The 23,260-nt window shown below is 68.4% G+C and carries 26 protein-coding genes; 19 read left to right on the forward strand and 7 right to left on the reverse strand.

All coding sequences use genetic code 11. The features are described 5' to 3' along the window. Positions 1-39 precede the first annotated feature (39 nt). Positions 40-465 carry a VOC family protein gene (locus ED92_RS01360; RefSeq protein WP_037332298.1) on the forward strand — a complete coding sequence of 142 codons (426 nt, stop codon included), beginning with the start codon at positions 40-42 and terminating at the stop codon, positions 463-465. Here ED92_RS01360 and ED92_RS01365 read toward each other — a convergent pair. The 5 genes from ED92_RS01365 to ED92_RS01385 are packed head-to-tail and all read right to left on the reverse strand — an operon-like array spanning position 462 to position 4,802. Continuing rightward, positions 462-2,222, reverse strand: a complete 1,761-nt coding sequence (locus tag ED92_RS01365; protein ID WP_037332299.1) for a prolyl oligopeptidase family serine peptidase — start codon at positions 2,220-2,222, stop codon at positions 462-464. The genes ED92_RS01360 and ED92_RS01365 overlap by 4 nt on opposite strands. Positions 2,223-2,226: 4 nt before the next feature. Next, on the reverse strand, positions 2,227-2,667 hold the full coding sequence (locus ED92_RS01370; RefSeq protein ID WP_037332300.1) for an SRPBCC family protein: 441 nt from the start codon (positions 2,665-2,667) through the stop codon (positions 2,227-2,229). Further along, positions 2,664-2,981, reverse strand: coding sequence for a helix-turn-helix transcriptional regulator (locus tag ED92_RS01375; RefSeq protein ID WP_037332302.1), 318 nt, complete (start codon positions 2,979-2,981; stop codon positions 2,664-2,666). Before ED92_RS01375 ends, ED92_RS01370 begins: the two co-directional genes overlap by 4 nt. Before the next feature lie 59 nt (positions 2,982-3,040). Continuing rightward, positions 3,041-3,739, reverse strand: a complete 699-nt coding sequence (locus ED92_RS01380) for a lysoplasmalogenase family protein (RefSeq protein WP_037332304.1) — start codon at positions 3,737-3,739, stop codon at positions 3,041-3,043. A 52-nt stretch (positions 3,740-3,791) separates the two neighbouring features. Further along, on the reverse strand, positions 3,792-4,802 hold the full coding sequence (locus tag ED92_RS01385) for a GlxA family transcriptional regulator (protein WP_037332305.1): 1,011 nt from the start codon (positions 4,800-4,802) through the stop codon (positions 3,792-3,794). Positions 4,803-4,845: 43 nt separating this feature from the next. On the opposite strand from ED92_RS01385, the gene ED92_RS01390 reads away from it, so the two are divergent. The 11 genes from ED92_RS01390 (at position 4,846) to ED92_RS01440 (ending at position 14,302) form a co-directional block, all read left to right on the forward strand. Further along, positions 4,846-5,616, forward strand: coding sequence for an NAD(P)H-dependent oxidoreductase (locus ED92_RS01390; RefSeq protein ID WP_037332307.1), 771 nt, complete (start codon positions 4,846-4,848; stop codon positions 5,614-5,616). A 52-nt stretch (positions 5,617-5,668) separates the two neighbouring features. Beyond that, entirely contained in the window at positions 5,669-6,487 is an 819-nt protein-coding gene (locus ED92_RS01395) for an SRPBCC family protein (protein WP_037332308.1), read from the forward strand. Between the two features lie 68 nt (positions 6,488-6,555). Then, positions 6,556-7,707 carry a sensor histidine kinase gene (locus ED92_RS01400; RefSeq protein ID WP_037332310.1) on the forward strand — a complete coding sequence of 384 codons (1,152 nt, stop codon included), beginning with the start codon at positions 6,556-6,558 and terminating at the stop codon, positions 7,705-7,707. After that, a complete protein-coding gene (locus ED92_RS01405) occupies positions 7,704-8,366 on the forward strand; it encodes a response regulator transcription factor (protein WP_037332311.1) in 663 nt (220 codons plus the stop codon). Before ED92_RS01400 ends, ED92_RS01405 begins: the two co-directional genes overlap by 4 nt. Before the next feature lie 149 nt (positions 8,367-8,515). Next, on the forward strand, positions 8,516-10,153 hold the full coding sequence (locus ED92_RS01410; protein WP_037332312.1) for an acyl-CoA carboxylase subunit beta: 1,638 nt from the start codon (positions 8,516-8,518) through the stop codon (positions 10,151-10,153). Further along, positions 10,150-10,368 (forward strand): acyl-CoA carboxylase subunit epsilon, encoded by a 219-nt coding sequence (locus ED92_RS01415; RefSeq protein ID WP_037332313.1) that lies wholly within the window; start codon positions 10,150-10,152, stop codon positions 10,366-10,368. Before ED92_RS01410 ends, ED92_RS01415 begins: the two co-directional genes overlap by 4 nt. Before the next feature lie 61 nt (positions 10,369-10,429). After that, on the forward strand, positions 10,430-11,263 hold the full coding sequence (locus tag ED92_RS01420) for a helix-turn-helix transcriptional regulator (protein ID WP_037332314.1): 834 nt from the start codon (positions 10,430-10,432) through the stop codon (positions 11,261-11,263). 197 nt (positions 11,264-11,460) lie between these two features. Further along, a complete protein-coding gene (locus tag ED92_RS01425; RefSeq protein ID WP_037332315.1) occupies positions 11,461-11,667 on the forward strand; it encodes a DUF397 domain-containing protein in 207 nt (68 codons plus the stop codon). Further along, positions 11,664-11,984, forward strand: a complete 321-nt coding sequence (locus tag ED92_RS01430) for a hypothetical protein (RefSeq protein WP_016331336.1) — start codon at positions 11,664-11,666, stop codon at positions 11,982-11,984. Before ED92_RS01425 ends, ED92_RS01430 begins: the two co-directional genes overlap by 4 nt. Positions 11,985-12,084: 100 nt before the next feature. Then, complete coding sequence (locus ED92_RS01435; protein WP_037332318.1) at positions 12,085-12,711, forward strand: PadR family transcriptional regulator; 627 nt, start codon at positions 12,085-12,087, stop codon at positions 12,709-12,711. Next, on the forward strand, positions 12,692-14,302 hold the full coding sequence (locus ED92_RS01440) for a DHA2 family efflux MFS transporter permease subunit (RefSeq protein WP_081975672.1): 1,611 nt from the start codon (positions 12,692-12,694) through the stop codon (positions 14,300-14,302). The genes ED92_RS01435 and ED92_RS01440 overlap by 20 nt, the downstream gene beginning before the upstream one ends. Before the next feature lie 125 nt (positions 14,303-14,427). Here the strand turns inward: ED92_RS01440 and ED92_RS01445 are convergent, their stop codons facing one another. After that, a complete protein-coding gene (locus ED92_RS01445; protein WP_037332322.1) occupies positions 14,428-16,233 on the reverse strand; it encodes a glycoside hydrolase family 3 protein in 1,806 nt (601 codons plus the stop codon). A 166-nt stretch (positions 16,234-16,399) separates the two neighbouring features. Between ED92_RS01445 and ED92_RS01450 the strand changes: the two genes are divergently transcribed. Continuing rightward, complete coding sequence (locus tag ED92_RS01450) at positions 16,400-17,026, forward strand: nucleoside triphosphate pyrophosphatase (protein WP_037332324.1); 627 nt, start codon at positions 16,400-16,402, stop codon at positions 17,024-17,026. A gap of 100 nt (positions 17,027-17,126) precedes the next feature. Beyond that, positions 17,127-18,491, forward strand: coding sequence for a dicarboxylate/amino acid:cation symporter (locus ED92_RS01455; RefSeq protein WP_037332327.1), 1,365 nt, complete (start codon positions 17,127-17,129; stop codon positions 18,489-18,491). Between the two features lie 288 nt (positions 18,492-18,779). Here the strand turns inward: ED92_RS01455 and ED92_RS01460 are convergent, their stop codons facing one another. Then, the gene (locus ED92_RS01460) at positions 18,780-19,463 is read right to left on the reverse strand and encodes a hypothetical protein (protein ID WP_081975673.1); all 684 of its coding nucleotides are present in this window, start codon (positions 19,461-19,463) and stop codon (positions 18,780-18,782) included. A gap of 83 nt (positions 19,464-19,546) precedes the next feature. On the opposite strand from ED92_RS01460, the gene ED92_RS01465 reads away from it, so the two are divergent. From ED92_RS01465 to ED92_RS01485, 5 genes are all read left to right on the forward strand, one after another. Next, positions 19,547-19,831, forward strand: coding sequence for an SAV_915 family protein (locus ED92_RS01465; protein WP_037332331.1), 285 nt, complete (start codon positions 19,547-19,549; stop codon positions 19,829-19,831). Positions 19,832-19,980: 149 nt separating this feature from the next. Further along, positions 19,981-21,771 carry an acetyl/propionyl/methylcrotonyl-CoA carboxylase subunit alpha gene (locus tag ED92_RS01470; RefSeq protein WP_037332333.1) on the forward strand — a complete coding sequence of 597 codons (1,791 nt, stop codon included), beginning with the start codon at positions 19,981-19,983 and terminating at the stop codon, positions 21,769-21,771. 46 nt (positions 21,772-21,817) lie between these two features. Further along, positions 21,818-22,282 carry a DUF1707 domain-containing protein gene (locus tag ED92_RS01475; RefSeq protein WP_037332334.1) on the forward strand — a complete coding sequence of 155 codons (465 nt, stop codon included), beginning with the start codon at positions 21,818-21,820 and terminating at the stop codon, positions 22,280-22,282. A gap of 41 nt (positions 22,283-22,323) precedes the next feature. Then, positions 22,324-22,698 (forward strand): DUF1707 domain-containing protein, encoded by a 375-nt coding sequence (locus tag ED92_RS01480; RefSeq protein ID WP_037332336.1) that lies wholly within the window; start codon positions 22,324-22,326, stop codon positions 22,696-22,698. Between the two features lie 21 nt (positions 22,699-22,719). Further along, on the forward strand, positions 22,720-23,250 hold the full coding sequence (locus tag ED92_RS01485; RefSeq protein WP_125732402.1) for a GNAT family N-acetyltransferase: 531 nt from the start codon (positions 22,720-22,722) through the stop codon (positions 23,248-23,250). Positions 23,251-23,260 lie beyond the last annotated feature (10 nt).

Below are 23,260 nucleotides of genomic sequence, written 5' to 3' on the forward strand. Positions count from 1 at the left end.
AGGGCCGTAGTTGTCCTGATCGCTTGCGAGGCTGCCCTCATGACCGAAACCCAGCAACGTCCGGCTTCCCTCCACTCCTACCTCGCGTACAGCGATGCCCCGAAGGCGCTTCGCTGGCTTGAACGCGCCTTCGGCTTCGAGACCACCACGGAGTACCCCGACGACAAGGGGTTGATCCTGCATTCGGAACTGCGGCGCGGCGAAGTCCGGATCATCGTGTTCAGCGCGGAAGAGGACTACGACCGCCCGGCCCGCAAGGGCGAAACCGTCGGCCACGGCCTCTACGTCAGCCTTCCGACGCAAGAGGCCGTGGACGCCGTCTTCGCTTCCGCCGTCGACGCCGGCGCGACGCCGGTCTGGAAGCCGGAGAACACCGAATGGGGCAACTATCGTTGCCGTGTCGACGATCTCGAAGGGTACGAATGGACTTTCGGCACGTACGTCCCCGGCGAGCCGCAGGGTTAGAGCAGCCGCGCGAACCATTCGCGGGTTCGGCGCAGCAGATCCAGCTGATGCGTCCGCCCGCGAATCGAATGTCCTTCGCCGGGATAGACCACGAAGTCGTGTTCGACGCCGAAGTGGCGTAGCGCGCGGTGGAAGAATTCCGCCTGGGACAACGGGACGTTCGTGTCGTCCGCACCGTGCACGATCAGCACGGGGGTCTCGATCTCCGACGCGAAGGAGATCGGGCTGAGCCGATCGTGCCGGTGCGGGCCGGTCCCTTCCCAACCGGTACTCCCGCCGAGCGCGGCTTCGAGCGGGCCGAGCTCGCCGGTCGCGGCTTGCATCCCCCAGTCACAGATTCCGGCGCCCATCAGCGCGGCCTTGAACCGCCTGGTCCGCCCGACGGCCCAGGCCGACACAAACCCGCCGTGACTCCAGCCCGCGATGCCGAGCCGATCCGGGTCGGCCACCCCTTCGGCGACGAGCAGATCGATCCCGGTTTCGAGGTCGCTCCATTCCTCCAGCCCGACGCGTCCCGCGACGGCGGCGGCGAATTCGTGGCCATGTCCTTGTCCCCCACGGGCATTCGGCAGGAAGACCGCGTGCCCCGCCAGCGCGAGCCACTGCGCGGACGGAAACCAGCCGAGCCGGAAGCCGTCCGCGTACCGGTCGTACGGCCCGCCGTGCGGCAAGGTGATCAGGGAGAACGGGCCGTCTTCCCGGGTCTTTCCCGGCGGGAGGACGAGCAGCCCGTCCAGAGCCAGGCCATCGGAAGCCTTGTAGGACAAGCGTTCCTGCGCACCCCAAGTGATTTCGGCGAACTCCGGCGCCGTGTCGCTCACCCGCGTCAAGGGTTCACCGATCGGTCCACAGTGGACATCCTTCGGCTGGTGAGCGGTGCTCAGCACGATGGCCACGACCTCGCCGTTCGACGCGATGGCGTCCGCTTGCCCGCGCCAGAAGGCGACTTCACCTGATCCGAGCCGGTGGAGGGCCGTGTCGAGCCCGTCAGCGACGATCGTCAGCGGAGCACCGGAATCGACCTGCGCGAGCCTGATCGGGCAGGCCGATTCCGGGGTCAGGTTCCGATGTTCGGCGGTGTCCACGGGCACGTCGAAGACCGCCCAGCCACCGACCATCTCCGGTGTCGCGAGATAGGCGACGTGCCATTCTTCGCCGTCCCGCCACCAGACCGGGTTCGTGGCTTCGACCGCGGTCCTCCCGAGGTCGCGCCGCTCCCCGGTTTCCAGGTCCAGCACGGAAAGCCGGGGTTCGAGCCCGCCGGGATCAAGCTCCGGGGTGGGCCAGGCCAGCACCGCGAGCGCCCCGTCGTCCTGACGGCGGGCGACATCGACGACGTGCTCGTCGACCAATGTCGTGATCTCCCCGGTCCGCCGATCGAAGCTTCGGAGCCGTGCCGGACGGAAGCTCTCACTCCACACCCAGATTTCCGCGGCCGGTGTCTCGTCCTCGGCGATGAACACGATCCGCTCCCGCATCGGGAGGAACGCGGTGATCTCGCTCCGCCAGGCGAACAGCGGCCCGTCCACCGTGTGGATCAGGCCGTCCCGGAGGAAGTAGAGGGAGTTCGACGACCATCTGGGCATGGAGCCCTCGGCCAGCCTCCGGGGTTCCTCGCGACCGTCGACGGACGCGAACCAGATCTCGGGGACGGGGTCCGCGATGGTGCCGACCTGGTAGGCGACCCACCGCCCGTCGGCGGAAAGCGCGGGATTCGAGGGGACTCGGCTGTCGGCGATCAGCTCAGCGGTCAGCATGTGTTCATACTGCCGACAAAGCCTTCCCCAGCGCGTCGAGCCAGCATCCGGTTCCCTGCTCGCGCCAGGCCGGTTCTTCTTGCCCGTCGAGGAAGGTGCCCTGCTCGATCAGCGTCAGGCGGGTGCCGTCCGCCTCGGGTTCGAGCAGCACCGTCGTGAGCGAGACGGTCGCGAGGACGTCGTCGGTGGACAAGGACGTGGCGTAGACGATCCGCTCGTTGTCGACGATGTCCTCGTAGCGCGAGTCGGCGATCAGCTTCCGGCCGTCGTCATGGGGACCTGTGGTGATCTCGCGGCCACCGACGCGGAAGTCCAGGGAATGCTCGCCGCCCGGCACGGTGAACCAGCCGGCTTTCGCGTCGGGATCGGCCCAGGCCGCGAAAACGCGTTCCGGCGACACGGGGTAGACGCGTTCGAGGGTGAACGTGGCGTGTTTGACGGTCATGACCTGTTCCCTTCGTCGGAATCCAGAAAGCCACCAAGACGATCGAGCCGGTGTTCCCAGCCGGTGCGCTGTCCGCCGAGCCAGTCCTCGGCCAGCCGCAGGCCGTCCGGTTCGAGGTGGCAGGTGCGGACCCGCCCCGCCTTCTCCGACCGGACGAGCCCGCTCGCCTCCAGCACCTGGAGGTGCTGCATCACGGCGGGCAGCGACATCGACAGCGGCTGCGCGAGCTCCCCCACCGAGGCGGGTCCCCGGGTGAGGCGCTCGATCATTTCGCGGCGCGTCCCGTCGGACAGCGCCTTGAACACCTGATCCATCCGTTGGTTAGGCACATGCTTAACCATCCGCCCACGGCCAGAAATAGTCAAGTAGGTGCTTAACTTTCCGCGGTCATCCCCTCGACGAGCAGCCACTGCGACGCCAGGTACGAGGTCAGCACGAAGGTTTCGAGGTTGGCTCGCACGCGTTCGCTGGTGACGAAGTTGCGTCGGATCAGGATCGCCAGATCCGACGCGGAGAACAGCAGCGCGCCGGCGGCGATCCAGGTCCGGCGGTCACCCGACGGGATCACCATCCCGCCCGCGACCTTGGCCTTCGGCGCCAGCACCGGGTCCGCCGCGAGGGTCGACGTCGTGCTCAACAGGCCTCCGTAGGCCGAAAGCACCGAAGAGACCGGAGACGGCTTCGGCAACGCCATCGCGACCGCGGCCGCCGCCCAGGCCGCCAGCCGCGGCGGCGCGGTCGCCGCGCGCGGACGAGCACCCCTGCGCCACAGCAGCGCGGAGTACAGCACCTGCATCAAGCCGAACGACGTCGCGCCCTTGATCAGCTCGCCGTCTTCATCGGACCGGCCCATGAAATGGTCGCCCGCGCCGGCCGCGATCAACGCGGCGACGAGCAACCCCTTCTCCCCCGGCGCGAGCCCCCGCGAACGCGCGACCCGGGCGGCGAGTACCGGAACCGCGGCAGGTTTGGTCGCGAGTTGCAGCTTCCGATTACCCGTTCTGGCGGAGTACACCGTGCCGATCGCGGCACCGGCGAACAACACGCGTTCGGCGATCTTGAGGGCTTTCACCAACCACCTCCGGAACTTATTTCTGGGTAAGTTACCAGGAGGTCAGTCTGATTCAGACGGCTTCGCGGAAGGTGTTCCGGTACGCGCTCGGCGAGACCCCCAGCGAAGCCTGGAGATGCTGACGCAGCGACGCGGCGGTGCCGAAACCCGCCTCGGCGGCGACCTTGTCCACCGGCAGATCGGTCTCTTCGAGCAGCTGGCGTGCCCGTTCGATCCGCTGCTGGGTCAGCCACTGCAACGCCGAGATCCCGACCTCGTCGCGGAACCGTCGCGTGAACGTCCTCGTGCTCATCGCCTCTTTCGCCGCCAGCTCGCGCAGCGTCAGCGGCCTGTCGAGGTTCTCCAGCGCCCAAGCCCGGGCCGCCGCCGTCGACGAGGACTGCGGCTCCGGCACCGGCCGCCGGATGAACTGCGCCTGCCCGCCCTCGCGATGCGGCGAGACGACCGTTCCGCGCGCGACCTCGTTCGCGACCGCGGCACCGTGATCACAGCGGATCATGTGCAGGCAGAGGTCGATCCCGGACGCGACGCCCGCCGCGGTGAGGACGTTCCCGTCGTCGGTGTAGAGCACGTTCGGGTCGAGGGCGACCTTCGGGAACTTCGCCTGGAAGTCCAGCGCCGAACGCCAATGCGTGGTCGCCTTCCGGCCGTCGAGCAGGCCGGCGGCGGCGAGCACGAAGGCACCCGTGCAGATCGACGCGATCCTGGCCTCCGGCCGGATCAGTTCCAGCGCCCGGGCGAGCGGTTCGGTGAGGTCGTGCCCCGAGGGTTCGTATTCGGTGGAGGACGCCGGGATGACGACGGTGTCGGCCTCGGCCAGCACTTCCGGCCCGTGCGCGACCGAGATGGTGACGTCGGCGTCGGTGCGGATCTGCCCCGGCTCCGGCGTGCAGGTGACGACTTCGTAGAGCGGCTCGCCGTCGGCCGATTTGGCCGTGCCGAACAGCCGCGTGACGATGCCCAGCTCCATCACCAGCATTCCGTGCCGGACCAGCACGGCGACCCGGTGGCGGCCGGGATGCGCGAAAAAGCCCATGGCTCGATTCTTGCACATGTTGTCCATCGGGCCACTCGTTTCGGCGCCGGGACCGGGCGACGGTGGAACCATGAACGTGCTGTGGATCTTCGCCCACCCCGAACCCCGTTCCCTCGGCGGCTCACTGCGCGACGAGGGCTTGCGCACCCTCCGCGCGCAGGGCGCCGACGTCCGGGAATCCGATCTGTACGCGATGAAGTGGAAGGCCGTCGTCGACGCCGACGACTTCGGCCGGGCCGCCTCCACGGAGCGGCTCATCGTCGGCTCGACGTCGAAGGACGCCTTCCGGACGGGCGAGCTCGGCGAGGACATCCGCGCCGAGCACGAAAAGCTGGCGTGGGCGGACACCGTGATCTTCCAGTTCCCGTTGTGGTGGTACGGAATGCCCGCGATCCTCAAGGGCTGGTTCGACCGCGTCTTCGTCAAGGGTTTCGCCTACGGCGTCCAACGTCCCGACGGCCGGACGGCACGCTACGGCGAAGGAGCGTTGGCCGGGAAACGCGCCCTGGTCGTGCTGACCGCGGGCGCGCCGGAGGCCACCATCGGACCGCGCGGCGTGAATGGCGAGATCGGCGATCTGTTGTTCCCGTTGCAGCACGGAACGCTGTGGTACGCGGGCATGTCCGTGCTGCCCCCGTTGACGATCTGCGGCGCCGACCGCGTTTCGCCCGAGCAGTACGAGGCCGCCGCGGAGGCACTCCGCGCGCGGCTGCGGACACTGTCCACTCAGGACCCGATCCCGTTCCGCAGCCAGAACGGCGGCGACTACGACGACGCCCTGGTCCTGCGCGAGGAACTGGCGCCGGGGCGGAGCGGGATCGGCGTCCACCTCGCCGGTTGACCTAATATTACGTCGCGGTTATATTTCCCTCACGGCACATTAGGAGGTAACCGTGAACGCTCGCGCCCGGTTGAAAACCGTCGGAGACCGTCCCGCGCTGCGGATCGAACGCCGTCTCGCGCATCGGCCGGAACGCGTCTGGCGGGCGATCACCGAACCTTCGGAGCTGGCGAACTGGTTCCCCGCCGCGGTCACCGTCGACCTGCGACCGGGCGGGACCATCGAGTTCACCTTCGAAGGCGAAGAGGCGCCGACAGTGGGCGAAGTACTCGAAGCGGACGAGCCCCGCGTCTTCGCGTTCAGCTGGAACGACGACGTGCTGCGCTGGGAGATCGTCCCGGAGGGCGAAGGCAGCCGTCTGCTGTTCACGCATACGTTCGGCCGAGGCGAACCCGCCATCGCCAGGATCGCCGCGGGCCGCACGGCCGCCGGCTGGGACAGCTGCCTCGTCGCGCTCACCGCCCTGCTCGACGGCGAGGATCACGAGCCCCCGCGGGACTGGGTCGCCCCGATCGAGGCCTACATCGAGGAGTTCGGGCTCGCCGAGGGCGAGGTCCTGGAAACCGGCGATGGCAAGGTGATCCGCTTCCGCCGCGATCTGATCTGGAAACCGCTCGACGAGGTCTGGGCCCTTCTCGCCGCCGAAAAGGCCGCGGGGACGGTCATTCGCGAAGAGCCTCCGCGGGTGCTGGAGATCGGCCTGCCGCGAGGCGGCGTCGTCCGCTGGGAGTTCAGCCACTCCGAACTCGACGGCACCATGGTCGAGCTGACCCAGACCGTCCCCGCCGGACAGGACGACGTCGTACCCGAAGCGCTGCGAAGCTGGCGAGAGAAGCTGAAGGAGTTCTTCGCGGCGGCTCACGGGAGCTGATCTCCACCCTGGGGATGACCTCCACCGGATGGACGCGGAGACGCCGCCCGTCTGGTTGAGTTCGCCGTATGAAACAGCCGTCGGCGCTCTCCCAGCGGGTGGCGTACACGATCGACGCGCTCCTCGCGCTGGTGCTCGTCGTGGCCGTCGGCGGGAACCTCGCGGCACAGACCTGGACGTTCCTCGTCGTCATCCCGATGTGGCTCGCCTGGGCGACCGTCGCCGCCAGCGGGATCGCGATCGCGCTACGGCGGCACCGCCCACTGCTCGCCTACGGCCTCGGCCTGGGCAGCCTCGTCCCGGCGCTGATCGCGGGCAACGGGCTGGCCCCGGCCGCGCTCCTGGCCACCGGATGCGCCCTGTACACCGTGGCGCTGGAACACCCGCGGACCCGCTCGCTGATCGCGATGGGGCTCGGGCTCGTCGTCGTCATGATCTTCGAAGTGCTGCGGCTCGGGCCGAACACGATCGCTTCGACGGCCTTCGCGGGCGGCGGCGTCGCGGGCTCATGGGCGCTGGGCTGGATGACGCGGCAACGACGCGCGAACCTGGCCCAGCTCGCCGAAACCCAGGCCGATCAGGCGGTTTCCGACGAACGGCTGCGTATCGCGCGCGAGATGCACGACGTCGTCGCGCACAGCATGAGCCTCATCGCGGTCAAGGCGGCCGTCGGCAACCACGTCGCGGAGCAACAGCCCGAAGAAGCACGTGAGGCGTTGCGGGTCATCGAACTCACCAGCCGCGAGACCCTCGTCGAACTCCGGCGGATGCTCGGCGTCCTCCGTTCCGGTGACGGCACGCCCGAGGCCGCGCTCGGACCCGCGCCGAAACTCGCCGACCTGCGGGCCCTGGCCGAACGCGCCGGACAGGCCGGGGTGCGGGTTGAGCTGACCGGCGAGGCGGTGGACGACCTGCCCGAGGGCGTCGCGCTTTCGGTCTACCGCATCACGCAGGAGGCGGTGACCAACGTCGTGAAACACGCGGGGCCCTCGGCGTGCCGGGTCACGATCACCGAAGGCCCCGGTGAGGTCAGCGTCGAAATCGTCGACGACGGGCGTGGCGAAGGCTCACCGCCCGCCGTGGGCGGCCACGGTTTGATCGGCATGCGCGAACGCGTCGCCGTCTACGGTGGCGACTTCGAGGCGGGCCCGCTGCCCGCCGGGGGATTCCGGGTGTTCGCGCGGCTTCCGTACGCCGCCAAGGAAGTGGGGACACGATGATCCGCGTACTGATCGCCGACGACCAGGCGTTGCTGCGCGGCAGTTTCCGCGTGCTCGTCGACAGCGCGCCGGACCTCGAAGTCGTCGGGGAGGCGAGCGACGGCGCGGAAGCCGCCGAACTCGCCGAGAAGGAGCGCCCCGACGTCGTGCTGATGGACGTCCGCATGCCCGAACTGGACGGGATCGAAGCGACCCGGCGGATCTGCGCGTCGCCCGCCACCGAAGGCGTCCACGTGCTGATGCTGACCACTTTCGACCTCGACGCCTACGTCTATTCGGCCCTGCGCGCGGGCGCGAGCGGATTCCTGCTGAAGGACACCCCGCCCGCCGAGCTGCTGACCGCGATCCGCGTCGTCGCGGCGGGCGAAGGACTTCTCGCCCCTTCGATCACGCGAAGGCTCATCGCGGAGTTCGCCCGGCTGCCCGAACCCGGCCAGCGCGTCGCGGCGTCGCTGGACAACATCACCGCGCGGGAACGCGAGGTGCTGAGCCTGATCGCGCGCGGCCTGTCGAACGACGAGATCGCCGGGACCCTGCACCTCGGGCTGGCGACGGTGAAGACGCATATCGGCCATCTGCTGCACAAACTCGCGGCGCGGGACCGGGCGCAGCTCGTGATCGCGGCTTACGAGTCCGGGCTGGTGCGGGCCTCGGTCTAGCGGCCTGTTCGGTCCGTGAAGGCCTCCTTGAGGGACCCAGAGTCCCTCAAGGAGGCCTTCACGGACTTGCGCGGCGCCACAAGCGTCCGGTCAGGGACGTTGCCTACGCCACACGCGAAGTGACCGTCGAGTAGCTAGGCTGCGGTTTCATGAGCAGTGCGACGGAGCCGCTCGGGACGCCGCCCGAGGACGAACCGGACATCCACACGACGGCCGGCAAGCTGGCCGACCTGTACCGCCGGTATGACGAGGCGGTGCACGCGGGTTCCGCGAGAGCGGTGGAGAAACAGCACGCCAAGGGCAAGAAGACCGCTCGCGAGCGGATCGACCTGCTGCTGGACGAGGGCTCCTTCGTCGAGCTCGACGAGCTGGCGAAACACCGCTCGGTCAACTTCGGCCAGGAGAAGAACCGTCCCTACGGCGACGGCGTCGTCACCGGCTACGGCACGGTCGACGGCCGCCCGGTGTGCGTGTTCAGCCAGGACGTCACCGTCTTCGGCGGTTCACTCGGTGAGGTGTACGGCGAGAAGATCGTCAAGGTGATGGACCTGGCGATCAAGACCGGCCGCCCGATCATCGGCATCAACGAGGGCGGCGGCGCGCGGATCCAGGAAGGCGTCGTCTCGCTCGGGCTGTACGGCGAGATCTTCAACCGCAACGTCAAGGCTTCCGGCGTCATCCCGCAGATCTCGCTGATCATGGGCGCCAACGCGGGCGGGCACGTCTACTCCCCCGCGCTGACCGACTTCGTGGTGATGGTCGACAAGACCTCGCACATGTTCATCACCGGCCCCGACGTCGTGAAGACCGTGACCGGCGAAGAGGTCTCCTTCGAGGAGCTCGGCGGCGGGCGCACGCACAACACCCGTTCGGGTGTCGCGCACTACCTCGGTTCCGACGACGAGGACGCCATCGCGTACGTGAAGGAACTGCTCGCGTTCCTCCCAGCGAACAACCTGTCCGAAGCGCCGCTGTTCGAGACCGACTCGGCGCCCGGCGGGTTCTTCGACGACGTCACCGACACCGACCGCGAGCTCGACACGCTGATCCCGGACTCGCCGAACCAGCCGTACGACATGCACGAGGTCATCAACCGCGTCGTCGACGACGGTGACTTCCTCGAGGTGCACGAACTGTTCGCGCCCAACATCCTGGTCGGCTTCGGCCGGGTGGACGGGCGCAGCGTCGGCATCGTGGCGAACCAGCCGACCCAGTTCGCCGGCTGCCTCGACATCGACGCCTCCGAGAAGGCCGCGCGGTTCGTGCGCACCTGCGACGCGTTCAACATCCCGGTGCTGACCTTCGTCGACGTCCCCGGCTTCCTGCCCGGCACCGACCAGGAGTGGAACGGCATCATCCGGCGCGGCGCGAAGCTGATCTACGCCTACGCCGAAGCGACCGTCCCGCTCGTCACCGTCATCACCCGCAAGGCGTACGGCGGCGCGTACGACGTCATGGGGTCGAAGCACCTCGGCGCGGACATCAACCTGGCCTGGCCGACGGCGCAGGTCGCGGTCATGGGCGCGCAGGGTGCGGCGAACATCGTGCACCGCAAGACACTCGCCGCGGCCGCCGCCGACGGCAAGGACGTCGACGCGCTGCGGGCCGAGCTCATCCAGGAGTACGAAGACACCCTCCTGAACCCGTACGCGGCGGCCGAGCGCGGTTACGTCGACTCGGTGATCGTGCCCGCGCACACCCGCGGCCATGTCGCGAAGGCGCTCTCGCTGCTCCAGGGCAAGCGTGAGTCGCTGCCGCCCAAGAAGCACGGGAACATCCCGCTGTGACCGCGCCCGAAACCCCGCTGCTGCGCGTCGTCCGGGGCAACCCGGACGACGCCGAGCTCGCCGCGCTGACCGCCGTCGTCGCGGCGGTGGCCGGTGCGCGGGCACCGGAACCGGCGCCGAAACGGGATTCGTGGTGGGCGGACAAGGCATCGCTCGTGCGGGCCCCGCTCGCTCCCGGAGAGGGCGCCTGGCGCGCTTCGGCGCTTCCTCGCTGAGACGGGCGCGGCGGGCTATCGTGGCAGTCCTGCCGACCGCGATCGCCTCAGAAAGCCGTGCGTGACGAACCAGGACCACCTCTCCACCGAGTTGCGCCGTCTGCGCAAGGCCGCCGGGCTGTCCGGTACCGAAGCGGCGAGACTCGGCGGCCTCAGCCAGTCGAAGGTGTCGCGGGTCGAGACCGGCGCGTTCATGCCGACCGAGGAGCAGGTCGTCGCGCTGTGCCGCGTCTATCGCGCGCCCGCGAAGGTCCGGCGGGAACTGGTCGCGATCACCCGGGACCTCCGTGAAGAGGCGTCGTCCGCCCGAGTCGTGCTTCAGCGCGGTGCCTGGCGGATGCAGCAGCGCATCGGCAAGATCGAGACGGCGTCCGCCCGCATCCGGAGTTTCCAGCCGACCATCGTGTTCGGCCTGCTTCAGACCCGCGACTACATCACCGCGCTCTTCGGCGACGCGCTGCCGGAGGACGAACGCGACCAGACGGTCGAGGCTCGGCTGGAGCGTCAGCGGATCCTCGATTCGAACCGTGAGTTCCATTTCGTGCTCACCGAAGGCGCCCTGCGCTGGAACATGGGCGGCGCGGCGACCATGCTGGCCCAGCTCGGCCACCTCATCGAGATCTCCCGCCGCGATCGCGTACGGCTCGGCGTGATCCCGTGGACCACCCCGGTGTCGGTCCCCGTCCTCCACGGTTTCGACATCTACGACTCGCGCGCGGTGCTCCTCGGGACGCAGACGGCCACGGCCCTCGTCACGGACGAACGCGAAGTCACCGACTACGAAAAGAACTTCGCCGAGGTCGAGCGCTACGCCACCTACGGCGACATCGCCTGCGGGCATCTGACGCGGATCGCCGCCGACTACCGACAGCTCGCGGCCGGTTCACTTCGGTGACCTAAGACCCTTGGCCCTATGCACTCCGAGAGTGCATCGTGTGTAAAGCAGCTGTCGGTGAAGGTCCCTTTCCGTGCGCCGAACGCGATCAGCGGAGCCGCTCACCGACCGATCGGCACAGATCACCCGATCTCGCCAACCTTGCTGCCGCGCAACCCGTCTACTTGCCGAAACAGTCACTGGGGAAAGGCCCTCCTATGACCACCTGGCACGAAAACATGACCGGCTGGCACAAGTCGACCTACACGCACTGGGAAGAGAACGCCTGCGTCGAGGTCGGCACCGCGCCCGGCCTCGTGGGCATCCGGGACACCAAACAGTGGGCACTGCCGGACGAGACCCGGCCGATTTTGGTGGTCCCGGCCGAGTCCTTCACCGCGCTCCTCGAGCACCTCGGACGATGAACGACGTCGCCGAGCCGTACATGGTCCACGATCCGCGGGAGATGGCGGGCCAGCTGATCAACGGCAACTGGATCGTCGCGCGGTGGGAGCACCTCGGCGAGGACGAGGACCTCGACCACTGGACCGCCGTCCTGCGCGGGCACTGCGAAGAACTCGACGTCGATCCGTATGTCATCAACATCCCGCGGAAGAGCCTGACCATCGTCTTCAACGGCGCGCTCCCCGCGCCGACGTTCGAACAGCTGGAGAACTCGATCGCGGCCATCGAGTACCACCGCTTCCTCGAACGCGAGATCGGGCCGCGACCGCTCGACTAGCGGCCGGCCGAAGCACTGACACCCCCCTTGAAGGTTCAGCCCCGCCTGGCATATATTCCACGTGGAATAATCAGCAGGGAATCTTCCAAGGGGGACATTCATGGCCGCGAAGCTCACCCCGCTCGCCATGGCGGTGCTCGAACTCCTGCATGAGCGGCCCATGCATCCGTACGAGATGGCGCAGCTGATGCGCGAGCGCTTCGTCAACACGCGCGTCAAGGTGAAGGCCGGCTCGCTCTACCACACGGTGGATCGCCTGGTGCAGAACGGTTTCGTCGAGGTCGTCGAAACACAGCGGGACGGGAAACGCCCCGAGCGCACCGTGTACGCGATGACGGACACCGGCCGCGACGAGTTCGTCGCCCGGGCGCAGGACATGCTGGCCACCCCCGCCGAGGAGTACCCCGAGTACCTCAGCGCGCTCGCCGTCATCGACGAGCTCGGCCCGGAAATGTCGCTCACCCAGCTCAAACACCGCGTGCTGCGGCTGCAGGCCGCCATCGCCTCCGACCAGGTCGTGCTCGAAAACCTGGTCAACGAGCACAAACTCCCCGAGATCTACTGGCTCGACTGGTCCTACGCCACCGCGCGGCGGGCCTTCGAGCTCGAGTGGACCCAAAAACTCGTCGAAGACCTGGAATCCGGCCGCATCCGGTTCCAGGGCCACTGCACGCCAAAACTGAACCTGGTCACCGAGGACGACAGCGATGAACGCAAGACAAGCTAACCCCTGGGCCGCGCTTTCCGCGCTGTGCCTGGGTTTCTTCATGATCCTGCTGGACACCACGATCGTCTCGACCGCGATCCCCGCGATGCTGCGAGAACTCGGCGCCGGGCTGAACGCGATCGTCTGGGTGATCAGCGTCTACCTGCTCACCTACGCGGTACCGATGCTGTTCGCCAGCCGTCTCGGCGACCGCTTCGGCCCGAAACGCGTCTACCTGGCCGGGCTCGTGGTGTTCACCCTGGCCTCACTGTGGTGCGGTCTGTCCGGTTCGGTCGAGATGCTGATCGCGGCCCGCGCGGTGCAAGGCCTCGGCGCCGCTTTGATGACGCCGCAGACCCTGGCGTTCATCAGCCATCTGTTCCCGCCGTCGAAGCGCGGTCCCGCGATGGGGCTCTGGAGCGGCGTCGCCGGGATCGCGGCCATCGTCGGGCCGGTGCTCGGCGGCGTGCTCGTCGACCACCTCGGCTGGGAATGGATCTTCTTCGTCAACCTGCCCGTCGGCGTGGTCGCGATCGCGCTGGCGCTGCTCAAGGTGCCGGACTGGCAGCCGAAGCACTCGCATTCCTTCGACGTCCCGGGGATCCTGCTGTCCGGCGCCGGTCTGTTCTGCGTCGTCTACGGCGTCCAAAATGGACAGCACTACGACTGGGGACGCGTGTTCGGGCCGGTCACCGTGTTCGAGATCATCGGCTTCGGTGTCGCCCTGCTGGTCGCTTTCGTGGCGTGGCAACGGTTCAACCGCCGCGAACCACTGCTCCCGCTCGGCGTTTTCGCGAACCGCAACTTCTCGGCGGGCACACTGACCTCGGTCACCGTCGGTTTCGCGATGACCGGCATGTTCCTGCCGCTGGTGATCTACATCCAAGCGGTGCTGGGCGAGTCGCCGACGATGTCCGGCCTGCTGTTCGCGCCGATGTCGTTGCTGGCCGGCCTGATCGGCCCGTTCGTCGGCCGCGCTTCGGACAAGGTCAACGGGAAGGTCCTGCTGATCGTCGGGCTCACCGCGCTCGCCGCGGGAATGGGACTGGCGGCCCTGATCGCCGAGGCGGGCGCGAACGCGTGGACGCTCACCCCGGCGTTGCTGGTGGCGGGCGTCGGCATCGGCTTCATCTTCCCGCCGATGGGCAATCTGGCGATGAGCTCGGTCGAACCGCGGTTCGTCGGGACCGCGTCGGGCATCTTCAACACGGCCCGGCAGGTCGGCGGCGTACTGGGCAGCGCGGCCGTCGGTGTGCTGCTGCAGGCGCGGATCGGCACGTCGATCGCCGACGAGGCGGCGTCGGCCGCGACCGCGTTGCCGGAGCAGTACCGGGCACCGTTCGCGGAAGGCGTCGCGAAGGCCGCGGAATCGACCGGGGAGTTCGGTTCTTCCGGGGCGGCCGCGTTCCCCGGCTTGCCGTCCGGGGTCGCCGAGCAGGCACAGCGGCTCGCGCTCGAAGCCGTCCACAATGGACTCACCGACGCGGCGCGGGTGACGCTGCTGCTTCCGGCCGCGGTGCTCGTGCTGGGCGTGCTCGCCGCGCTCACCATGCGCCGCACTTCCCGGGCACCCCACCCGCCCGCTCGCGAACCCGCCGCCAGCGCCGCCTGACCCTCCTCCCGCATTTAGTCCTCTGAATGCGGGTCGTGGGCCCACCACCGGTGCAATGAACGGTCCTTTCCTTGCAAATTTCGCAAGGAAAGGACCGTTCCTCTCATCCGCGCGGGAGGCGGAAGCTACCGGCGGTACCGCAGGCCGTAGCCGTACGGGTACAGCGCCTTCTTGCCGTCACCGACGTTCACCGGTTCCTGCGCCGCACTGGCCGGCCAGCTGAACGTCAGCTTCCCGGTCGGGTTGTAGTCGCCGTAAAGGACATCGGCGACGCCGGCGCCTTCACTGCCCGGGAGCCAGGCCGCGACCAGCCCGTCGAACCGCGGCAGTTGCGCGGCGATGTCGAGCGGACGCCCGGACACGGTCACCACGACGACCGGAACACCCGAACTCTTCAGCTTGGCGATGGTGGCGAGGTCTTCCGCGTCGAGTCCGAAGCCGTCCGGCCGGTCTCCCTGTCCTTCGGCGTACGGCGTTTCGCCCACCACGGCGACGGCGACCTGGTAGCTGCCGTCGATTCCGTCACCCGCACGGTCATAGGTCACCGTGGTTCCCTTCCCCGCCCCCGACTTGATGCCGTCGAGGATGGTCGTGCCCGGGATCACCGGGCCGCTCTGTCCCTGCCAGGTGAGCGTCCAGCCGCCCGCCTGGTTGCCTATGTCGTTCGCGTTCTTGCCCGCGACGAAGATCTTGTTGTTCGTCTTCGCCAGCGGCAGCACACCGTCGTTCTTCAGCAGCACCTGGGATTCGCGGACGGCCTGCCGGGCCAATTCACGATGTTCCTTGCTGCCGAACGTCTTCTGAAGCGACCGGTCGGTGTACGGGTGCTCGAACAGGCCGAGTTCGAACTTCTCCGCCAGGATGCGGCGGTTCGCGTCGTCGATCCGCTCGCGCGAGACGCGCCCCGCCTCGACCTCGGCTTTGAGGTAGGCGATGAACTGCGGCGCGTCCCACGGGACCATGAACATGTCGATGCCCGCGTTGACCGAGAGCCGCACCTCTTCGGGGGTGAAACCCTCCTTGCCGTCGATCTGGTTGATCGCGTTGTAGTCCGAGATCACCAGCCCGCGGAACCGCAGTTCCTTCTTGAGGACGTCGGTGATGAGGTACTTCTGGGCGTGCATGCGCACTCCCTGGAAGCTGGAGAACGAGATCATCACCGAGCCGACCCCGCGGTCGATAGCCTCGCGGAACGGCGGCAGATGGATCTGGCGCAGTTCGCGTTCACTCACCTCGGTGTTGCCCTGATCGACGCCGTTCGTCGTGCCGCCGTCGCCGACGTAGTGTTTCGCCGTCGCCAGCACGGATCCCGGTTTCTCGCCGAGCCTGCGCCCTTGGAGCCCGGTGATGGCCGACGCGTTCGCGATGGCGTCACGCGGGGATTCGCCGAAGGATTCGTAGGTCCGGCCCCAACGATCGTCGCGGGCGACGCACAGACACGGCGAAAAGTCCCACTGCGGACCGGTTCCGGCGACTTCCAGCGCCGTCGCCCGGCCGATCTTCTCGACCAGGCGCGGATTGTTCGCGGCACCTAGGCCGATGTTGTGCGGGAAGATCGTGGCGCCGTAGACGTTGTTGTGGCCGTGCACGGCGTCGACGCCGTAGAGCGTGGGAATGCCGAGCGGCGTCGAGACCGCCGCCTTCTGATACGAGTCGACCATGTCGGCCCACCCGTTCGGCGTGTTGCTGGCGGGCACCGAGCCACCGCCGGAGAGCAAGGACCCCAGTTTGAGCGCGGCGGCCTGGTCGGGGGTGACCGCGCCGCGTTCGGCCTGGGTCATCTGGCCGATCTTGTCGTCGAGGCTCATCCGCTTGAGCAGGTCGTTCACCCGCGCGGACGTCGAAGCGTGCGGGTTCTTGTAGAGCGGCCCAGGGGCGGCGGACGCCACCGGCGTCAGGGCCGAACCGGCCAGGAGCAGTCCTGCGAGCACTGTGGTTTGCGTCGTGCGAAGAGATCTTCTGACGCGGAGGCGGGGCGACATTGGTTCCTCCGTAGCTCGAACAATCCATATGTTGCGCGCCACAACAAACTAACTCCACGGTCGGGTGTTCCAGGTCACAATCAGGCAACGGCGAGTCGTCGAGTACCTTCCTCACGTGCGTTTCGTTCTCGCGTCCCAGTCCCCCGCCCGCCTCGGTGTCCTGCGTTCCGCCGGCTTCGATCCGAGCGTCGTCGTGTCCGGCGTCGACGAGGACGCGGTCGCCGCGTCACTGACCGATCCGGCCCCCGAAGAGCTGGTCCGCGCACTCGCCGCCGCGAAGGCCGAAGCGGTTTTCGAGGCCCTCGACGGACACTCCGACATGGTCATCGTGGGCTGCGATTCGATGCTGTCGATCAACGGCGAAATGGTCGGGAAACCGATCACGCCGGAAGCCGCGCGCGAGCGCTGGGCGTCGATGGCGGGCAAAACCGGTGAACTTCTGACCGGCCACGCGATCATCCGCGTCGAGAACGGCGAGAGGACGAAGGAAGCCTCCGGGACCGAAGGGACCACTGTTCGCTTCGGCACACCGTCGCAAGAAGAGATCGAGGCGTACATCGCTTCCGGAGAGCCTCTTCAGGTGGCCGGCGGCTTCACCCTCGACGGGCTCGGCGGCTGGTTCATCGAGGGAATCGACGGTGACTTCTCGAGCGTCATCGGGATCAGCCTGCCGCTGACCCGGCGGTTGCTGACGGAGGTCGGCGTGAGTGTCATCGATCTCTGGACCCGTCCCGCATCCTGAGACGACTCCCACACGATCAGGTGATCCGGAAGAGTCCTGCTTCGCCGAACGTTCTTCACGTTCGGGAAATCAGGAAACTTTCACGCACCGGAGTCGCCCCGTGTCTTTCATTCGGACCTACACAAGGCCAAGGGTCTTCGCGGCGGCGGTCCTCGGCTCGCTCGTCGTGGGCGCCCTGCTCGGCGTCCTCGCCAGGACGACCGAGGCGAGCTGGCTGACCGACCTGCTCGACCAGATCGGCACGATCTTCACGACGCTGCTGCAGATCGCGGTGATCCCGCTGGTCTTCACGGCGATCGTGGTCGGCATCAACAGCCTGCGCAACCTCGGCGGCGGCAAGAAGGCCGCGCGACTGGGTGGCAAGACCGTCCTGTGGTTCGCGATCACCTCGTTCATCGCGTCGCTGATCGGCATCGCCGTCGCGAAGCTGTTCAACCCGGGCAGCGGCGGCCTCGGCGAAGGCGTCGCCGCGACCGCGAAGAACGCGGACAAGGCCACCAAGAGCGTCGACAACTGGGGCTCCTGGAGCGCCTTCGTCGAAGGCTTCCTGCCGAAGAACTTCTTCGCCGCCTTCACCGAAGGCTCGACGCTGCAGGTGCTGTTCCTCGCCGTGCTGATCGGCGCGGCGGCCTACAGCCTCGGTGACAAGGCCAAGCCCTTCGTCGACTTCACGACCAGCGTCTTCGAGATCATCCAGCGCTACCTCGGCTGGATCGTCCGGCTCGCCCCGATCGGCATCGTCGGCCTGATCGGCGCCGCGGTCGCGAACTACGGTGACGCCCTGTTCCGGCCGCTGTTCACCACCACTCTCGCGGTGTACGTCGGCTGCCTCGTGGTGCTGCTGGTGGTTTACCCGATCCTGCTGCAGTTCGTGGCGAAGGTCAGCCCGCTGAAGTTCTTCTCGAAGGCGGGCACGGCGATCCAGTTCGCGTTCGCTTCGCAGTCTTCGGCCGCGACGCTGCCCCTCACCCGGCAGTCCGCCGTGAACCTGGGCGTCCAGCCCGCGTACGCCGCCTTCGCGACTCCGCTGGGCAGCGCGACGAAGATGGACGGCTGCGCCGCGGTGTTCCCCGCGATCGGTGCCATCTTCATCGCGAACCTGTCCGGGGTCTCGCTGAACATCTGGCAGTACGTCGGGATCGTCGTGGTCGCCGTGCTCGGCGCGCTGGCCACCGCGGGCACCACCGGCTGGCTGACCGCGCTGACCCTGACCACCGCGTTCATCGGCCTCGACGCGCAGCAGGTGGCGCTCGGGATCGCGCTGATCTACTCGGTGAACCCGATCATGGACATGATGCGGACCGCGACCAACGTGGCGGGCCAGATCGTCGTGCCGGTGGTCGTCGCTCGCGGCGAAGGCCTTCTGGACGACGAGGTGCTCAACTCGCCGACGGACCCTTCGCCGACTGAAAGCGGCGAAGCGGCTACTGCCTCCGAGAAGGAGCCTGCCACCGCTGGTGCGTGACGCTTCTGCCGATACGTGAAGGCCCCTTTCACTGCGCTAGACGCAGTGAAAGGGGCCTTCACGTACTTGGGCCGGGACCCGGCCGCCGAAGTGGTAGCAAAGGTCCCTTGCTCCCCGCGCTGTGGCGACTGTGTGGATTTCGGGTCATCCAACGCACCAAAATCCACACAGTCCGTACGCATCGCTACGCGGCGTACAGGGTGTGTGGAAATCGGGACACTCAACGTCCCTATTTCCACACACCCCCGCCTCCCGCCACCAGTGGTAGCAAAGGTCCCTTGCTCCCGGTCAGGGGCAGGCCCGCAGATCCGCCTTCGTCAGCCGGACATCCGGCCAGCCCCGCAGCTCCGAAGGCGCGGTGTACCGCCGCGTGCACCCCACGGAACCGCGGGCGACGTCGTAGACCTCCGCGAGCACCGGCGCCGCCTGGCACCGCGCCGAGCCGGACTGCGCGCCGGGGCATTCGTGCCGCACGACGATGACGTCCGCGACCCCGTCGGCGGTCACGTCGTTCAGGGCGACCGTCCCGGCGTCGGAGAAGTACGGCTTCCCGGTGTCCCGCCAGATGCCGCCGCGCGCGACGAATAGTTCCCCCGCCGCACCGGCACCCGTCTCGCCGCGCACCAGGCACACCGGCGTCGCCCCGTCGACACAGCGCAAAGAATCGCCCTTCAGGGTGACCCCCATGTCGTTGATCATCAGCGGGTACGCGGTGTCCGCGCCGATCCGGACCACACCCTGTTTCCCCGCGCCGTCGGCCAGCAGCACTACAGGCAGCCCGCCGACGGTCATCGCGCCGATCTCGCGGCAGGCCGAGTCGCCGCAGTTCACCCCGGGCGCGCTCGGGGCGCCATCGGACACCGGAGGCGCACCGGGGTCGCCGTCGGGCGTCGGGGCGGCCGGGCGGAGCAGGATCACGGCGACGATCACGCCCGCCGTCACCACCACCGCCAGCAGGGCGGTGAGCAGCACGGATAGTGGCGCCCGCGCTTCCTGTGTCCGCATATCCCAGAGCGTAAGTGATCTAGCGCAGAGTGCACGTCTATGTTGTTCCTGTGACGAACCCCGGACTGCCCACCGCACTGTTCCTTCCGACGGCGAAAAAGCCGAAGGACTACACCAGCGCGGAAATCGAACTCCGCGCGACCAAGGACGGCCGGATGGCGTTGATCGCCTTCAGTTCCGTGCAGCGTCTGGTCGAGTGCTGCGGTCCGCACCAGCCGTGGGCACTGGTGAAATCCGAGCACCTCGGCCGGGTCCACCAGGCCCAGCCGTACGACCTGATCGTGCTCGATTCCGATCTTCCGGAAGAACTGCGGCATCGCGAAGCCCTGGTGTAGGGCCTGTTAGAAGAACTACGCCACCGTAAGCCGCTGCTATAAACAGTGTCACCGGGTGGCCTTGCTCTCACTAATCAGAGCGGGAACTTCCGTAAACTGCTGCGGAGCCGCATCGGGGCGGCCCGACGTGCGAACGCAGGAGGTACGGCGTGACCGAGCAGGCCGGCACAGGTGGTCCGGTGACCAAGATCCTGATCGCGAACCGCGGGGAAATCGCGGTACGGGTGATCAGGGCGGCGAAGGACGCCGGGCTGACCAGCGTCGCCGTCTACGCCGATCCTGACCGCGACGCACCCCACGTGCGCCTCGCGGACGAGGCCTTCGCGCTCGGCGGCACCACCGCGGCCGAGAGCTACCTCGTCTTCGACAAGCTGCTCGACGCCGCCAAGCGGTCCGGCGCGGACTCGGTCCACCCCGGCTACGGGTTCCTCTCCGAGAACGCGGACTTCGCCCAGGCGGTGATCGACGCCGGGCTGACCTGGATCGGGCCGAGCCCGCAGGCCATCCGCGACCTCGGGGACAAGGTCACCGCGCGCCACATCGCGCTGCGCGCCGGCGCCCCGCTCGTGCCCGGCACCAAGGACCCCGTCGCGAACGCCGACGAGATCATCGCCTTCGCCGACGAGCACGGCCTGCCGGTGGCGATCAAGGCGGCGTTCGGCGGTGGCGGCCGTGGCCTGAAGGTCGCCCGCACCCGCGAAGAGATCCCCGAACTCTTCGAATCGGCGACGCGCGAGGCGATCTCCGCCTTCGGCCGCGGCGAATGCTTCGTCGAGCGCTACCTCGACAAGCCGCGCCACGTCGAGGCGCAGGTCCTCGCCGACCAGCACGGCAACGCCATCGTCGTCGGCACCCGCGACTGCTCGCTGCAGCGCCGCCACCAGAAGCTCGTCGAGGAGGCGCCCGCGCCGTACTTGACCGACGAGCAGCGCAAGCGCATCCACGAATCCGCGAAGGCGATCTGCAAGGAAGCCGGCTACTACGGCGCCGGGACCGTCGAGTACCTCGTCGCCGTCGACGGCACGATCTCGTTCCTCGAAGTCAACACGCGACTGCAGGTCGAGCACCCGGTGTCCGAGGAGACCACGGGCCTCGACCTCGTGCGCGAGATGTTCCGCATCGCGCGCGGCGAGAAGCTGCGCATCACCGAGGACCCGGAACCGCGCGGCCATTCGATCGAGTTCCGCATCAACGGCGAGGACGCCGGCCGCGGCTTCCTTCCCGCGCCCGGCACCGTGACGAAGTTCGTCGCGCCGAGCGGCCCCGGCGTCCGCGTCGACTCGGGCGTCGAGTCCGGCAGCGTCATCGGCGGCCAGTTCGACTCGATGCTCGCGAAGCTGATCGTCACCGGCTCGGACCGGCAGAACGCGCTCGAGCGCAGCCGCCGCGCGCTGGCCGAGATGGTCGCCGACGGGATGGCGACGGTCCTGCCGTTCCACCGCGTGATCGTGAACGACCCGGCCTTCATCGGCGACGAGAACGGTTTCAGCGTCCACACCCGCTGGATCGAGACCGAGTTCGAGAACACCATCGAGCCGTTCGTGGCGCCGGAAACCGTCGAGGCCGAGGAAGAGCAGCCCCGGCAGAACGTCGTCGTCGAGGTCGGCGGCCGACGGCTCGAAGTGTCGCTCCCCGGTGGTTTCTCGCTCGATGCCGGCGGTGGTGGGACGGCCGTGAAGGCCAAGCCGCGCAAGCGCGCGGGCGGTACCAAGGCCGCGGTGAGCGGGGACGCGGTCACCGCGCCGATGCAGGGCACCATCGTCAAGGTCGCCGTCGAAGAGGGCCAGCGCGTCGAGGCGGGCGAGCTGGTCGTCGTGCTCGAAGCGATGAAGATGGAGAACCCGGTCACCGCGCACAAAGCGGGCACTGTCACCGGGCTCTCGGTCGAGGTCGGCGCCGCGGTGACGCAGGGCACCCAGCTGTTCGAACTCAAAGACTGACGAATGTCGTGGTTGACGGGACCTCGCCCGGCCTATTCTCGAAAGGGTGAGCGAGGTTCCGTCTCCGCGGCTGCGGATCAGTGATCAGGATCGCGAGTCCGCGCTGACCGCGCTCGGCGAGCATATGACCGTGGGCAGGATCGACATCGACGAATTCGGTGACCGGTCCGCCCGGATCACCGCCGCCAAAACCCGCGGCGAGCTGGCCGAGATCTTCCTCGACCTGCCCGAGCCGCACCCCCGCTACGACGCTCCGAAGGCGGCCGTCGGCGAACCGGAGAAACCGGCGTCGCCGTGGGCGGGCATCTCCCCGACGCAACGCGTCATGGGCGCGCTCCTGCCGATCCTGTTCATCGCCACCATCGCGCTGATCATCACCACCGGCATCACCTGGTGGTTCATCCTCGTCCCGATCGGGATCAGCGCCGTCGGCGAGGGCATCTGGGGCAAGGGCTGGGAGAACTCGCACAAGAAGCTCGGGAAGCAGCGTCGGCGGGAACTCGACGGCTGATCCGCCCGTAGACTCGGGACGTGGGTGCCGAGAGACCGGACATGCGGCTGAGCGACGCCGAACGCCAAGACGCGCTCGAGGCGCTGGAAGAGCATGTCCGCACCGGCAGACTCGACCTCGACGAGTTCGGTTCGCGGTCGGCGAAGGTCAGCGCCGCGAGGATGGCGAGCGAACTGGAACCGCTGTTCACGGACCTGCCTTCGCCCCGGCCCAGCGCGCTGCTCCCCCTGCCGCCGATGCCCGGCGTCGCGCAGGCGGCCGAGAAGAACGAGATCCAGCCGTCGAAATGGCTGACGGCCAGTGCCGTGCCGATCGCCGCCGCCGTCGCGATCGCGTTGTTCTTCTTCACGCGCGGGACGTTCCTGGTCTTCCTGCTGCCGCTGGCGGTCGCGCTGATCATGAGCCGCCGCCGCTGAAGCGCCGGTTACCCTCGAAGGGTGGAACCGGTGGAGATCAACGCGGGCGAGTACTACCTGCGGCAGCTGCGGGCGGACAAGGCCCTCGACGACCGTCCGGCGCTGGTCGCGGCCTTCGCGGACCCGACGCACCGCAAGTACGTCCTCAACTACCGTTTGCGGGACCTGGACGAGGCGACCGAGTACGTCGCGCTGCGCGCCGCCCAGTGGGCGGGTGACGAGCGCTGTTCCTGGGCGGTGGCCGAGCCGACGACCGGGGATCTGCTGGGCGAGGTCGGCCTGCGGGATCTCGATCTCGACGCCGGGTACGCCGAAGCGTCGGTCTGGGTGCGCGCGGCGTCGCGGGGCAAGGGGGTCGCGAGCACCGCGCTCAACGCGGCCCTGCGCTTCGGTTTCGGCGGGCTCGGCCTGCGCGAGGTCAGCTACCGCTACGAGGAGACGAACGAGGTGTCCGCCTCGGTCGCCCGTAAATGCGGGTTCACCCTGGTCGGGCCCGAACTCGATCCGGCCCCGACCGGGGAACGCCTCATCCGCTGGCGCCGCACCGCCTGACCCCCTTACG

The organism is Amycolatopsis sp. MJM2582, from assembly GCF_000754115.1.
Taxonomy (GTDB): Bacteria; Actinomycetota; Actinomycetes; order Mycobacteriales; family Pseudonocardiaceae; genus Amycolatopsis; species Amycolatopsis japonica.

What these genes read in the sequence shown, in the direction of transcription:
- ED92_RS01360 (WP_037332298.1), top strand. Translation starts at nt 40, where the DNA reads ATGACCGAAACCCAGCAACGTCCGGCTTCCCTCCACTCCTACCTCGCG.
- ED92_RS01365 (WP_037332299.1), bottom strand. Translation starts at nt 2,222, where the DNA reads ATGCTGACCGCTGAGCTGATCGCCGACAGCCGAGTCCCCTCGAATCCC.
- ED92_RS01370 (WP_037332300.1), bottom strand. Translation starts at nt 2,667, where the DNA reads ATGACCGTCAAACACGCCACGTTCACCCTCGAACGCGTCTACCCCGTG.
- ED92_RS01375 (WP_037332302.1), bottom strand. Translation starts at nt 2,981, where the DNA reads ATGGATCAGGTGTTCAAGGCGCTGTCCGACGGGACGCGCCGCGAAATG.
- ED92_RS01385 (WP_037332305.1), bottom strand. Translation starts at nt 4,802, where the DNA reads ATGGACAACATGTGCAAGAATCGAGCCATGGGCTTTTTCGCGCATCCC.
- ED92_RS01390 (WP_037332307.1), top strand. Translation starts at nt 4,846, where the DNA reads ATGAACGTGCTGTGGATCTTCGCCCACCCCGAACCCCGTTCCCTCGGC.
- ED92_RS01400 (WP_037332310.1), top strand. Translation starts at nt 6,556, where the DNA reads ATGAAACAGCCGTCGGCGCTCTCCCAGCGGGTGGCGTACACGATCGAC.
- ED92_RS01405 (WP_037332311.1), top strand. Translation starts at nt 7,704, where the DNA reads ATGATCCGCGTACTGATCGCCGACGACCAGGCGTTGCTGCGCGGCAGT.
- ED92_RS01410 (WP_037332312.1), top strand. Translation starts at nt 8,516, where the DNA reads ATGAGCAGTGCGACGGAGCCGCTCGGGACGCCGCCCGAGGACGAACCG.
- ED92_RS01425 (WP_037332315.1), top strand. Translation starts at nt 11,461, where the DNA reads ATGACCACCTGGCACGAAAACATGACCGGCTGGCACAAGTCGACCTAC.
- ED92_RS01430 (WP_016331336.1), top strand. Translation starts at nt 11,664, where the DNA reads ATGAACGACGTCGCCGAGCCGTACATGGTCCACGATCCGCGGGAGATG.
- ED92_RS01435 (WP_037332318.1), top strand. Translation starts at nt 12,085, where the DNA reads ATGGCCGCGAAGCTCACCCCGCTCGCCATGGCGGTGCTCGAACTCCTG.
- ED92_RS01440 (WP_081975672.1), top strand. Translation starts at nt 12,692, where the DNA reads ATGAACGCAAGACAAGCTAACCCCTGGGCCGCGCTTTCCGCGCTGTGC.
- ED92_RS01480 (WP_037332336.1), top strand. Translation starts at nt 22,324, where the DNA reads ATGCGGCTGAGCGACGCCGAACGCCAAGACGCGCTCGAGGCGCTGGAA.